The sequence below is a fragment of the Phyllobacterium trifolii genome, assembly GCF_014192095.1.
In the GTDB taxonomy this organism is placed as follows: Bacteria; Pseudomonadota; Alphaproteobacteria; order Rhizobiales; family Rhizobiaceae; genus Phyllobacterium; species Phyllobacterium trifolii.
Window position 1 is genome coordinate 143,817 of record NZ_JACHXN010000008.1, and the last position, 12,841, is coordinate 156,657.

The window sequence follows — 12,841 nt, forward strand, 5'->3', positions numbered from 1 at the left end:
GATCGCTGGGCTAGAGCTAGTGAACGGCTGTGCCGATCCCAGAGGCCGCTGCCCGCACTATTGTATCTGCTCCAATGCGGGCTGTTGCGAATGTTCCGTAGCCCGCTCTGGCGTGAGCAGTGCGATTGCCAGGATGAGGCCAATCACGCAGAGGACACCCGGAATGCATGTCCCGCTCCGCTTGGCGGAGAGTCCAGCATTATCCTGGTGAATGGATATAAATTCTTCCTCTGCTACTCTTTTTTCGCGGAGCATTTCGTAGTCCTGTCGATGAATGGAACCGCTATATTGCGGCGATTAAAAGATGGCCCTCACCAAAATGCAGTTCAAGCAGGTGCGACAAACCTGCATAAGGGCGCAATTTACTTTCAAACAACCCGGCGCTTTTAGCGCTATAGTTGCGCTCGTGTCGTCGCCAGTGTTTCATTTATAAAGTTACAACCAGAGCCCAAAATTTGCCCATGGACAAGTTTCTCAAAGGTTGGAGCGTTCTACTGTCGTCAGACAACAAGTTGCTACTTGCCAAATCGGGAGTGGTGCTGATTTGATAAGGCATGGATGACAAACTCTCCCGTGCCATTGAGAAACGGCGTGACGACCTGATAGCGCTGACGCGCGATCTCATCCGTTTCCCCACTATCAACCCGCCCGGCGAGGCCTATACGCCCTGCGCAGAATTTCTCGCGAAGCGGTTGCAGCTGATCGGCTTTGAGACCCAGTTGATCCGCGGCGAAGGGACGCCTGGCGACACGGACCGCTACCCGCGCACAAATGTCGTCGCCCGCTTTGATGGTCGCACCCATGGCCAGACCGTGCACTTCAATTCCCATATCGACGTCGTGGAAACGGGTGAAGGCTGGACCGTTGATCCGTTCGAAGGTGTGGTCAAGGACGGCAAGATTTATGGCCGCGGCGCCTGCGACATGAAGGGTGGACTCGCCGCCTCAATCATTGCAGCGGAAGCATTTATCGAGGTTTATCCGGACTTCGCTGGCGCCATAGAAATATCCGGCACGGTAGATGAGGAATCCGGTGGCTTCGGCGGTGTTGCCTATCTCGCCAGCAAAGGCTTCTTCTCGAAGCCCCGCGTCGATCACGTCATCATTCCGGAACCACTCAACAAGGACCGCATCTGTCTCGGTCATCGCGGAGTCTGGTGGGCAGAAATCGAAACCAAGGGCGAAATTGCCCACGGGTCGATGCCGTTTTTGGGTGATTGCGCCATTCGCCATATGGGAGCGGTCCTTGAAGCGTTCGAAAAGGAACTTTTCCCCGCCCTGGACAAAAAGCAAACCTCGATGCCGGTGGTTCCCGATGGTGCGCGGCGATCCACCATGAATATCAACTCCATCCATGGCGGACAGACTGACGATTATTCTGGATTGCCCTCGCCCAACGTGTCCGATAGCTGCCGCCTGACCATCGATCGCCGTTTCCTGCTCGAGGAAGACATCACTGAGGTTAAACGCGAGGTCGTTTCGATCCTTGACAGGCTGCAGTGGGAGCGACCGAAATTTCACTACAGCATTCGCGACATCATGGAAGTGCAACCATTGATGACCGAGCGCGATGCGCCGGTCGTCACCGCAGTTGCCGAGGGAATCCGGTCAGTTTTCGGCCGGGAACCGCAGTACGTGATCTCACCCGGTACTTACGATCAAAAACATATTGCACGCATCGGGCTACTACACGACTGCATAGCCTACGGGCCGGGCATACTGGACCTCGCGCATCGGCCGGATGAATATGTCGGCATCGAAGACATGATCGAATCCGCCAACGTCATGGCGCTCGGTTTAAAGGTGCTACTGTCGCGATCGGCCTGATTGCCAAAAAGCTGGAGAGTTACTGGATGAAATCATGGAAGTTAGCCATCGCCGGTGTGGCAATAAGCTTGGTGATGTCCTCAGCATCCTTTGCCGCGAAGACCAACCTTGTTCTCGGCATCGTTTTGGAACCACCGCACCTCGATCCGACCGCGGGCGCCGCGGCAGCCATCGACGAGATCGTCTATGCGAATATCTTTGAGGGGCTGACACGCATTGGTCCAAAGGGGAACGTCCTCCCCGCCCTCGCCGAAAGCTGGACACAATCGGACGACGGCAAGGTCTATACGTTCAAGTTGCACAAGGACGTCAAATTTCACGATGGCACAGCGTTCGACGCCGATGATGTCAAATTTTCGCTCGATCGTGCTCGTGGCGACAAATCCACCAACGCCCAAAAGGGTCTGTTTTCAGCCATCGATACTGTCAACGTTGTTGATCCACTAACGGTCAAGGTGGCTCTGAAACAGCCGAGCGGTGATTTCCTCTACAATATGGGCTGGGGCGATGCGGTCATCGTCGCGCCTGAAAGCGCCGGGACGAACAAGGACAAACCTGTCGGAACTGGTCCATTCAAATTCGATAGCTGGGCGAAGGGCTCGCAGATTGTCATTGCGAAAAATGCCGATTATTGGGGAAAACCAGCATTGCTCGACAAAGCCACATTCCGGGTCATCCCAGATCCGGCTGCTGCAACGGCGGCGCTCTTGGCAGGTGACGTCCAGGCTTTTCCGGTTTTTCCGAGTTATGAAACCATCCCGCAGTTCCAGGTTGATCCGCGTTTCAAAGTTGTCATCGGCACGACCGAAGGAGAGACGGTTCTCGGCATGAATAACAAGAAGCCGCCCTTTGACAATCCAAAGGTCCGTCAGGCCATCACCCACGCCATTGATCGGAAGTCGTTGATCGATGGTGCAATGTTCGGATTTGGGACGCCCATCGGATCATTCTTTCCGCCGCATCACCCCGCCTATGTCGATCTGACAGCGGAAACTGCTTACGATCCGGAACTTGCGAAGAAGCTAATGGCGGAGGCCGGTCATCCTGACGGCTTCAAGACAACGCTGAAACTTCCGCCACCCACCTACGCCCGGCGCGGCGGTGAAATTATCGCAGCCGAACTGCGTGAAATCGGCATCGACGCGGAAATTATCCCGGTGGAATGGGCGCAATGGCTGGATCAGGTCTTTAAGAACAAAGATTATGCCATGACGATCGTCTCTCATACCGAGCCGAACGACCTGAACATTTTTTCCCGCGACGACTACTATTTCAATTATGACAGCACGGCCTTCAAGGAACTGATCAAACAGATAGACGTCACTTCCGATGGCGCCGAACGCACCGAACTTTACCAGCAGGCGCAAAAATTGCTCGCAAAAGACGTACCTGCGGCGTTCCTGTTTCAGCTTCCAAAAACTGGCGTCTGGGACGCGAAGATTGAGGGACTTTGGGAAAATGGACCGATTCAGGCCAATGATTTAACCTCTGTGAAGTGGCTGGACTGATGCGGTCTGGTGCGCCCATTCGATGTTGACTTATGCAACGAAGCGAGCGTTGATCGCCATCCTCACGCTTCTCGCCGCGTCGCTTGTTGTTTTTGCGATGCTTGAAATCGTACCGGGTGACCCCGCTCGACTGATGCTGGGGATGAATGCCACCGAGGATGCCGTCCACAATCTGCAAGAGCAGATGGGTCTCAATCAACCGCTCGCTATACGATATTTCAGCTGGCTCGGCGGGCTGCTGACCGGAGACCTTGGCAAATCCTATACGTATTCGGTTCCCGTGTTTGACCTCATCAAGGAGCGGGTTGCTGTTTCATTGCCGCTCGCTGTGATCTCGTTGGCATTATCCACGTTGATCGCACTTCCTGTCGGCATTTTTGCCGCGTCAAAACGCGGCAAGTTCTCCGGTACGCTAGCCATGGGAGTTGCGCAGGTGGGTGTAGCGATACCAAATTTTTGGTTCGCCCTCCTCCTGGTCTATCTATTCGCAGTGACGTTGAGGCTTGTTCCGGCCGGCGGCTTCCCGGGGTGGGGCGCAGGCTTCGGTGTGAGCCTCAAATCGCTGATTCTGCCGTCTATTGCACTTGCCCTCCCCCAAGCCGCGATCCTTGCCCGCGTTACGCGCTCCGCTCTGCTGGAAGTACTCGGGGAGGACTATATCCGCACGGCTCGCGCCAAGGGTTTGAGCAGGCGGCAGGTTTTATACCGCCACGCGCTGCGCAATGCTCTTATCCCCGTTCTAACTATTCTTGGCTTGCAATTCGCATTCCTGCTTGCTGGCACGATCATCATCGAGAACGTGTTCTATCTGCCGGGCCTCGGTCGTTTGGTGTTCCAGGCAATCACCCAGCGGGATCTTATTGTGGTCGAGGGCGTCGTCATGCTGCTCATTGCTACTCTGATCCTTGTCAATCTGCTGGTCGATCTTTCCTACGCCATAGTAGATCCCCGATTGCGGGGCCGCTCATGAGTATCGGCAATGCACTGGCGAACAGATCCTTTTGCGTCGGCCTTATCGTCACGAGTCTGATCGCGCTTGTGGCATTGGTGTCATTCGTCTGGACGCCTTATCCGGTGGGCGCCCTCGATATCGCAGGCAAGCTAAAGCCGCCATCCGCAGCGCATTGGCTCGGCACAGATCATTTTGGTCGTGACATTCTGTCGATGATCATGGTCGGGAGCCGTAATTCCATCGCTGTAGCATCAGTTTCAGTAGCAATTGGCGCTGGCATTGGCGTGCCCCTTGGCCTGTGGGGTGCTGCAACCGGCGGTTTTGTCGACGAGGTTCTGATGCGCCTCAACGATCTTGTCTTCGCCTTTCCCGCGTTACTCTCCGCGGTGATGATTACCGCGGTTTTCGGCCCAGGCGCGATCAACGCAATTATCGCCATAGGCATTTTCAATGTCCCGGTTTTTGCGCGCGTCGCCCGCGCCGCTGCCCTCTCCCTGTGGTCGCGTGAGTTTGTGATAGCGGCGGGCGCTATTGGTAAAAGCCCGGCGCGCATTACGCGTGATCACATTTTGCCGAATCTCGCGTCGCTTTTAATCGTGCAAGCGACCATCCAGTTTTCGCTCGGCATTCTCGCAGAAGCAGGTCTTTCTTATGTTGGACTGGGTTCACAACCTCCGATGCCGAGCTGGGGTAGAATGCTGTTCGAAGCCCAGACAATGATTGGCTTGGCACCGCACATAGCGCTGTTTCCCGGTCTCGCGATTGTCATCACGGTTCTCGGGTTTAACTTGCTCGGCGATGGTTTGCGCGATGTGCTTGACCCAAAATTTCAGTGATTGCCACTACAAAAACAGTCCTAGTAAAAACAGAGCCAGGATTGCGGCTGTAAAAATTCCGGTCGTCACGCTGAAAATGTTAAGCGCGTCCTCGATGTTCTCGGCTCCGGCATCGCGGCGCCCTGCACCGTTCAGCATCGGTTCGTTCGCTATCACGCCGCCATAGACGCGGGGGCCTGCAAGTGCCACTTCGATCGCCCCCGCCATCGCCGCCTCGGGCCACCCCGCGTTGGGCGAGCGGTGTAGCCGCGCATCGCGCATCATCACATTGAACGAGCGAAGCGCTGCATCATGGCCATGCACGACCCAGGCTGCCGCCGAGATTAGAAGGCCGGTCAATCTTGCGGGTATCCAATTGGCAACATCATCGAATTTGGCCGCGAATCGCCCGAAATCACGGTAACGATCATTCAAATGCCCGATCATCGAATCCGCCGTATTTAACATTTTGTAGGCAAAAAGTCCGGGAAGCCCCAGCAGGGCATACCAAAATGCCGGCGCGATGATGCCATCGGAAGTATTTTCCGCAAGACTTTCGATGGCGGCGCGGCTTACCGCAGCATCATCGAGTACTTCGGGGTCACGTCCGACAATCATCGAGACGGCGCGGCGAGCACCGACGATACCTTCCTCGCGCAGGGCGATCGCGACACGCTCGACATGTTCGCCGAGGCTCTTCTGTGCCAGAAATACCGCAACAATCAGCGCTTCGATCAAACCGCCAAAGGGCTGAATCGTCTGCAGCGCGAGATGCACGAGAAAACCAATGAACGCTGCCAGCACCAACAAACCCAGCATCGCGAGGAAACCATCACGCCGTCTTTCATCGTCCGAATCGCTAGCCTTGTTGAGCTGTTTGTCGGCCAGTTCGATCGCTTTGCCAAATAGAACGACAGGATGGGGGATTTTCCGCCACAACCCATCAGGATCACCGAAAGTTCGATCGGCAAGCAAGGCAAGAAACAGAATCAATAGATTGATTTCCATGAATAATTCGATCCTGTTGAATCAAAAATCAGCTGGGTATTGCACTTAGCGCAATACGAAGACGTTGCTGCAATCGTTCAGCCTCATTCTCATTCAATGGCAGACCAAAACGCAACCATTGTGGCGCGTAGTCAAATTTTCTCGTCAGCACGTGTTGCTCGCATAAAGCTTCATGAAGCTGCTGAGCCTGCTTAAACTCCACCAGCGAAAACAGCATTGTGCCACCAATTTGGAAAAGACCCGCTTCTGCTAGGACGCGTCCAAGCAGCTCGCGACGGGCCCTCAACCGCTTCGCAAAACCTGCAAGGAGGATTTCATCGGCAAACGCATGGGATGCGATGGTTAGGGCGGGACCCGATACCGCCCACGGACCCAGCCGAAGCTTGAGGGCCTGCGCAATATCGTGCGTCGTCAACGCAAAACCCAATCGCAGTCCTCCCAAGCCGAAGAATTTGCCAAAAGATTTCAGGATAATCAGCCCACTTATTCCTGTGTGGTCTGCGATGCTTGCTTCTGGATGGGCATCGGCAAAAGCTTCATCGACAATCAGGACGCCACCTCTGCTCTCCATTCGCCCAGCAAGTTCAAGCAAAGATGCCCTTAAGACAATTCGTCCATCCGGATTGTTCGGATTGACCACAACCGCAACCTTCGAAGTTGGCAAAATCTCGTCGATGCTCACGCAACTCGAAATCCGCCAGCCTGCATTGAGGAATGATGCACCGTGTTCCTGATAGGTCGGACCGACGATCGCGACTTCGCCTTTGGCAGCCACAACATCAGGCAGCATTTGAATAAGCGATTGTGTGCCTGGCGCTGCAACGATTCCCGCCTCAGCCCCCGCGCCATAATATTTTCGGGCGGCGTTAAGGGTTGACGTGAGCAGTTTTTCGTCCGGCAAGCGGTTCCAGATTTCAAGACCAATCGGCGGCAGCGGTAATACTTCCGGATTGATACCGGTTGAAAGATCAATCCAGTCGGATGGCGCGCCACCGAAACGTTCCACAGCGCGATCGAGCGCGCCTCCATGTTCAATCTGCATTATTCCGCCAAATCAATTATGTGCATGTATGAGCCGCTCACCGATCCGGCGCGCAGCCCGGCTTCGCCCAAATCTTCACCCAGTGCGTCCCGAACCCGGAAGAGCCGTTCGGCGACGCCCTCGCGGACAATACTGGCATAGTGAAATTCGTGTCCCGTAAGCTCTGTCTGAAACGGAGCCGCCACAAGTGGTTTGAGGCGACGATAACCAAGATGCATCTTCCGGTTTGCAAAACTTGTTTCGACAGGCAGGAGTCCGAGCATCGGATGCACTTTGCCCGCAGCATCCTCGATGCTCTCGCCCAGCACCATGTATCCTCCACACTCGCCGTATATCGCAATTTTGTCGGCAGCAGCCGATTTCATACCCGAGGCAAAGTTTTCTGACTGGGCAAGGCGCCCGGCGTGAAGTTCTGGATAACCTCCGGGCAAATAGATTGCATCGCTGTCTCCGGCCGGCGCTTCATCCGCAAGCGGTGAAAAATAGCTTATCTCGGCGCCGCGCCGCCTCCAGCCGTCCAGCAGATGCCAGTAGGAAAATGCGAATGCGTTGTCACGCGCAACGGCTATCCTTTGTCCGAGAGGCGGAATGCGGGATACATTTGCCATCGATCCTGTGGGACCATAGCGATTGGCCATTTGCTGGATCTGTTCGAGATCGATCCTGTGGCCAATGATATTACCTGCGTTCGTGATGAAAGCCTCAAGTTCGAGATGTTCACCCGCCTGTACGAGCCCGAGATGCCGTTCCGGCAATTGCAATTCCTCGTCACGCGGCAAGCAACCAAGAACTGGTATGCCGACGTGTTCCAGTGCGGAACGGAGCATCGTCTCATGGCGGACACTGCCGACCCTGTTAAGGATTAGGCCCGCTATCATCACGTCACGGCGAAAATCTCGAAAACCACTAACGAGTGCGGCAATCGAATGCGATTGCCGCGCGCAGTCGACAACAAAAATAACTGGAAGCGACAGATGTGTTGCAAGATCGGCGGCAGACCCCCGCCCATCGCTGGCACCATCGAAAAGGCCCATCATACCTTCGACCACGAGCGTCTTGTTGCCTTCGGTATGACGCGCAGCCAATGCACTGATCAAATCCGGCCGCATCGCCCAAGGATCGAGATTGACGCAAGGACTACCGCTCGCCACCGCGTGATAAGCCGGGTCGATGTAATCGGGTCCGGCTTTTGCCGGCGCAACCTCCACACCGAGATTTCGAAGAGCGCGCAACAGTCCAAGCGTGACGGTCGTCTTGCCGCTGCCAGACGACGGAGCGGCAACAATCATGCCTTTCATCCCGCATCCTTTTCCCGGCGGGTTCCAAGCGGATCCTGCTTAAGCACACGACCTTCTGCCGCGCCGAGCCAGTCGAGTGCCGCACGCAAGCGGACAACCTGTCCCACCACCACGATGGAGGGAGGGCGGAGGCCCGACTGCTGAACGTCAGTCTCGGCCCTCTCGAGCGTTGTCTCAAGCACTTTCTGATGGCCCGTGGTGGCATTACAGACGAAAGCGATTGGTTCGTCCCTGGAGCGACCAGCAGCAATCAGGCGCGAAGCAATCAGTCCGATATGTTTCATTGCCATATACATGACGATGACCGAAGAACCCTTGGCGATACTATTCCAGTCCATCGAATCGGGAACGAGGCCTGTAGCATCATGTCCGGTCAGGAAGGTAACACTTTGGTTGGTTTCGCGGTGAGTGACGGGGATACCCGCGTAGGCAAGACCACCTATCCCGGCCGTAATGCCGGGGATAATCCGGAATGGCACTTGATGTTCAACCAAGGTCAACGCTTCCTCACCGCCTCGTCCGAAAACGAAAGGGTCACCGCCTTTCAAGCGCAGCACTCGCTTGCCGGACTTTGCGAGTTCGACAAGTCGAAGTGATATATCGCGTTGTTGCGGAGATGGTTTCCCGCCCCGTTTGCCGGCATACTCCAACGCTGCTTCGGGACCAGCGTAAGACAGGCAATCTTCATTGACCAAAGCGTCGTAGACGATGACGTCGGCTTGTTCGAGCCCGTTGACAGCGTGTAGAGTCAACAGGCCAGGATCACCTGGCCCTGCTCCTACCAGCCATACGTGTCCGGTTTCAAAAACTGGCAGCTTCGAATTCATTGCGCTCATCGCTCGTTCCGATCTTTTGCGCATAGCACAATTTTTCTGGCCGTAAGCATGAACTTATCGGAAAAATCATGCAACGAGTGCAGAAGCTGGTCTATAAGACCCGCATGAGCGACGAACCCGATGCAGGACAGCGGAAACCCGACGAGACGAGCGAACGGCCCTTGCGCCGCGGCTGGACTACGGGTGCTTGTGCAACCGCTGCGACCAAGGCGGCATTGATCGCGTTGATCACAGGCGAATTTCCCGATCCCGTAGCGATCATTCTGCCAAAGGGCGAAGTTCCACACTTCCAGCTGGCGATCGAATCGATCGGCGATGGTTATGCAATGGCAGGCATCGTCAAAGATGCCGGCGATGATCCCGACGTCACGCATGGTGCCACGATAATCTCGACGGTGTTTCCCGCCCCGCCCGGAAGCGGCATACAGTTTGTCGCAGGCGAAGGCGTTGGCACGGTCACCCTGCCGGGGTTGCCGATCCCTCCCGGAGAAGCGGCAATCAATCCGGTTCCTCGCGAAATGATGAGCCGGATTTGTGAGGAAATCTGCGCACAATATGATCTACCGGCGGATCTCGTCATCACAATCTCTGTGCCTGAAGGCGAAGAGCTGGCAAAGAAAACCTGGAACCCGCGTCTTGGGATAGTCGGCGGCATTTCGATACTAGGAACCACTGGCATCGTTCACCCCTTCTCTTGCGCGGCTTGGATACACTCTATCCACCGCGGCATTGACGTATCACGTGCAGCAGGCCTTAAGCATGTTCTCGCCGCAACCGGATCCACCTCCGAGGATGCGGCGCAAGCCATTTATCATTTGCCGGAGATTGCGCTTCTCGACATGGGCGATTTCGCCGGCGGTTTGCTGAAATACCTGCGCGTTCATCCAATCGATCGGCTGACAATTGCCGGCGGCTTTGCCAAGCTGACAAAACTGGCACAGGGCGCGCTCGATCTTCATTCTGGCCGCAGCCAGGTCAGCATGACTTTTCTTGCTGATGAAGCTGAAAAACTAGGCCTCGATCCGAGTGTGAGGGAGCGGATTCTGAATGCCAACACTGCGCAGGAAGTGCTTGAATTGACACAATCTATGGGAATTGATCTCGCCAGTCTCATTGCCACACGGGCCAGGCAAACGGCTCTTGCCACACTCAAGGGCGCCCCGGTCGAAGTAGAGGTGATCGTTACCGATCGCAAGGGTACAGTTCTTTCCCGTGTCTAATGGTCCAATTCTCATTCTGGGTGGCACCGCCGAGGCGTCAAAACTCGCGTCTCGTCTCGCCGCGCAGGGTCACCGCGTGATTTCATCTTTGGCGGGACGTACGCTTAATCCGGCAACACTCAAGGGCGAAGTTCGCATCGGCGGTTTTGGCGGCGCGAGAGGCCTCATTGCATACATCGTGAAACAGGAAATATCTCTGCTCATCGACGCAACACACCCTTTCGCAACGCAGATCTCCGACAATGCCATCCTTGCAGCAGCTTCAACGAAAACGCCTTTCGTTCGGCTGGAGCGCCCCGCTTGGCACACCAAACCTGGCGATAGCTGGTCGATTGTGGCGTCACTTGAAGACGCGGTTTCTCTCATCCCCGCAAAGGCACGTGTGCTGCTCGCGCTTGGACGACAACACATCGCACCATTTTCCCGTCGCGGCGACGTGCATTTTGTCGTGCGAATGATAGATCCACCTGAAGCGCCGCTTGATCTCGTGGATTTCGAACTTGAATTGTCGAAGCCTGGCAAAGTTGATGACGAGACTGCTTTCCTGACGACGAAACGCCTCACGCATATCGTTTGCCGCAATTCCGGCGGGACCGCGTCCTACACCAAGATCAAGGCGGCGCGCGATCTCGGTATTCCTGTGATCATGATTGATCGTCCCCATCGCCCCAGCACCCATAGTGTGGCCGATATCGAAAGCGTTATCCTGTTCGTTGATAAACTTTTTGGCTCAGTTTGAACGCTTGCGCAGCGAGTGCGTGTGACCTTTGTGATATAAAGCCGAATCCCGGAAAGTATCTGCCGCTAGACCGCGCCCAACAAAAATCATCGCTGAACGATTCAAGCCCGACATTTTTACCTTGCCGATAATATCGGCGAGCGTTCCGTGAATAAACTGTTCGTCTGGCCAGCCCACGCGATAGGCAACAATGACAGGACAATCAGCGCCGTAGAGCGGGGTAAGTTCGGTCTCGATACGTGCCAGATTGCGGATCGAAAGGTGAATAACCAACGTCGCACCCGATTTCCCAAGAGTTGCCAGATCCTCGCCTTCCGGCATAGAGGACGATTTGACGGAAGTGCGCGTCAGGATGATGGTCTGGCATACTTCCGGAACCGTCAGTTCTTTTTTCAAGGCGGCAGCGGCGGCCGCAAATGCCGGAACGCCGGGCGTCACATCATAGTGGATGCCCAATGCATCAAGACGCCGCATCTGCTCTGCCACCGCGCCGTATATCGACGGATCCCCGGAATGAACGCGCGCCACATCCTTACCTTCCGCGTGAGCCGTCTCGAACTCTGCAATGATCTCATCAAGCGTGAGCGACGATGTATCGACCACGCGTGCGTTTTCGGGTACTTCCGCGACCATCTCCGCTGGAACCAATGATCCTGCATACAAACAGACCGGACAGGATTGAATCAGTTTTAATCCGCGCACAGTAATAAGGTCGGGGGCGCCTGGGCCTGCTCCAATAAAATGGACCGTCATTTTTTATCTCTTTGTTACAGCCAATGCTGCTGTGGCATGAGCCGATTTTGTTTTTCCAACGACCAATACGCCTGTCGGTCCAACACCTGCAAGCGCGGCGGCTTCAGCCACGCCGTGACATCCCATCAGCGCAAAAACGCGATCGGACGGGTTCAGCAAACTCGGTGTCTGTTCTTCCAGAATGGAAGCACTGAAGTAGCAAACAGGGCGGTTGAATTTCCGCGCCACATCTACAATGGCTGGCTCGCCACGTCGCAAGTCTATCGAATGTATGCCACTTATATTCGATGGCTCAATGGCCGCGTTTTGCAAGACCTTGTTGACGAGGTCGAAGAGCTCGTCGGGCGCACATCCCCGTTCGCACCCCACTCCCAGCGCATAGATTGACGAAATCATACGTGCTTCTTGTGCAATTCTTCCGGTGTCACGCCCAAAAGATCGGCCGTCTTGCGGATCAGATTGGCTTCCTTGGCATCCAATTCATCGTCGGCATTCGCAATCGCCAAAAGATGACGCAGCAACTGAACCTTACGTTCAAACGACACGTCCGCAAAGGCCAGCGCGGCTTGGGTACTTGTGGTCTCGTAACCGAAGTCCTTGAGGTATTCAGCGACTTCTCCGAACTCCTCGGGCGAAATTCCGAAATCATTCGAAGCGACACGCAGAATCGCGCCGTATTCGGCTTTATCAGTCTTTCCATCCGCCAGTGCTATGTGCAGCAGCAGCAAAAGTTCTGCTGTCAACACTGGGTCATCGGCAACCTTCTGCACCGCACTTTTCGTACCCAGAAATGTCGCAATCCGATCAAAAATGCTTTCGCTCATTTTACCCCCAAATTGTCTCT

13 protein-coding genes are annotated in these 12,841 nt (G+C 55.3%); 6 read left to right on the forward strand and 7 right to left on the reverse strand.

Features of this window, described 5'->3' with window-relative positions:
* Nucleotides 1-554: 554 nt before the first annotated feature.
* Genes FHS21_RS14175 through FHS21_RS14190 form a run of 4 tightly spaced genes read left to right on the forward strand, consistent with a single transcriptional unit; the run spans nucleotide 555 to nucleotide 5,122 of the window.
* A complete protein-coding gene (locus FHS21_RS14175; protein WP_112528627.1) occupies nucleotides 555-1,826 on the forward strand; it encodes an acetylornithine deacetylase/succinyl-diaminopimelate desuccinylase family protein in 1,272 nt (423 codons plus the stop codon).
* A gap of 26 nt (nucleotides 1,827-1,852) precedes the next feature.
* Entirely contained in the window at nucleotides 1,853-3,334 is a 1,482-nt protein-coding gene (locus FHS21_RS14180) for an ABC transporter substrate-binding protein (RefSeq protein ID WP_112528629.1), read from the forward strand.
* 22 nt (nucleotides 3,335-3,356) lie between these two features.
* Nucleotides 3,357-4,304, forward strand: coding sequence for an ABC transporter permease (locus tag FHS21_RS14185; protein ID WP_112528631.1), 948 nt, complete (start codon nucleotides 3,357-3,359; stop codon nucleotides 4,302-4,304).
* Nucleotides 4,301-5,122, forward strand: a complete 822-nt coding sequence (locus tag FHS21_RS14190) for an ABC transporter permease (RefSeq protein WP_112528633.1) — start codon at nucleotides 4,301-4,303, stop codon at nucleotides 5,120-5,122. Before FHS21_RS14185 ends, FHS21_RS14190 begins: the two co-directional genes overlap by 4 nt.
* Nucleotides 5,123-5,128: 6 nt before the next feature.
* Here the strand turns inward: FHS21_RS14190 and cbiB are convergent, their stop codons facing one another.
* Genes cbiB through cobA form a run of 4 tightly spaced genes read right to left on the reverse strand, consistent with a single transcriptional unit; the run spans nucleotide 5,129 to nucleotide 9,285 of the window.
* The gene (gene cbiB, locus FHS21_RS14195) at nucleotides 5,129-6,109 is read right to left on the reverse strand and encodes an adenosylcobinamide-phosphate synthase CbiB (protein WP_112528635.1); all 981 of its coding nucleotides are present in this window, start codon (nucleotides 6,107-6,109) and stop codon (nucleotides 5,129-5,131) included.
* A gap of 28 nt (nucleotides 6,110-6,137) precedes the next feature.
* Nucleotides 6,138-7,151 carry a threonine-phosphate decarboxylase CobD gene (gene cobD / locus FHS21_RS14200; protein WP_112528637.1) on the reverse strand — a complete coding sequence of 338 codons (1,014 nt, stop codon included), beginning with the start codon at nucleotides 7,149-7,151 and terminating at the stop codon, nucleotides 6,138-6,140.
* Entirely contained in the window at nucleotides 7,151-8,449 is a 1,299-nt protein-coding gene (locus FHS21_RS14205; protein WP_112528639.1) for a cobyrinic acid a,c-diamide synthase CobB, read from the reverse strand. The genes cobD and FHS21_RS14205 overlap by 1 nt, the downstream gene beginning before the upstream one ends.
* Nucleotides 8,446-9,285, reverse strand: coding sequence for a uroporphyrinogen-III C-methyltransferase (gene cobA, locus FHS21_RS14210; protein ID WP_112528642.1), 840 nt, complete (start codon nucleotides 9,283-9,285; stop codon nucleotides 8,446-8,448). Before cobA ends, FHS21_RS14205 begins: the two co-directional genes overlap by 4 nt.
* A 104-nt stretch (nucleotides 9,286-9,389) precedes the next feature.
* Here cobA and FHS21_RS14215 point away from each other — a divergent pair, with 104 nt between their 5' ends.
* Both FHS21_RS14215 and FHS21_RS14220 read left to right on the forward strand, forming a co-directional pair.
* Nucleotides 9,390-10,505, forward strand: a complete 1,116-nt coding sequence (locus tag FHS21_RS14215) for a cobalt-precorrin-5B (C(1))-methyltransferase (RefSeq protein WP_183662402.1) — start codon at nucleotides 9,390-9,392, stop codon at nucleotides 10,503-10,505.
* Entirely contained in the window at nucleotides 10,498-11,244 is a 747-nt protein-coding gene (locus FHS21_RS14220; RefSeq protein WP_112528644.1) for a cobalt-precorrin-6A reductase, read from the forward strand. The genes FHS21_RS14215 and FHS21_RS14220 overlap by 8 nt, the downstream gene beginning before the upstream one ends.
* Here FHS21_RS14220 and cobM read toward each other — a convergent pair.
* Genes cobM through FHS21_RS14235 form a run of 3 tightly spaced genes read right to left on the reverse strand, consistent with a single transcriptional unit; the run spans nucleotide 11,236 to nucleotide 12,821 of the window.
* Nucleotides 11,236-11,997 carry a precorrin-4 C(11)-methyltransferase gene (gene cobM, locus FHS21_RS14225; RefSeq protein WP_183662358.1) on the reverse strand — a complete coding sequence of 254 codons (762 nt, stop codon included), beginning with the start codon at nucleotides 11,995-11,997 and terminating at the stop codon, nucleotides 11,236-11,238. The genes FHS21_RS14220 and cobM overlap by 9 nt on opposite strands.
* A gap of 3 nt (nucleotides 11,998-12,000) precedes the next feature.
* Nucleotides 12,001-12,393 (reverse strand): cobalamin biosynthesis protein, encoded by a 393-nt coding sequence (locus FHS21_RS14230; protein ID WP_112528648.1) that lies wholly within the window; start codon nucleotides 12,391-12,393, stop codon nucleotides 12,001-12,003.
* Entirely contained in the window at nucleotides 12,390-12,821 is a 432-nt protein-coding gene (locus tag FHS21_RS14235; protein WP_112528650.1) for a tellurite resistance TerB family protein, read from the reverse strand. The genes FHS21_RS14230 and FHS21_RS14235 overlap by 4 nt, the downstream gene beginning before the upstream one ends.
* Nucleotides 12,822-12,841: the final 20 nt, after the last annotated feature.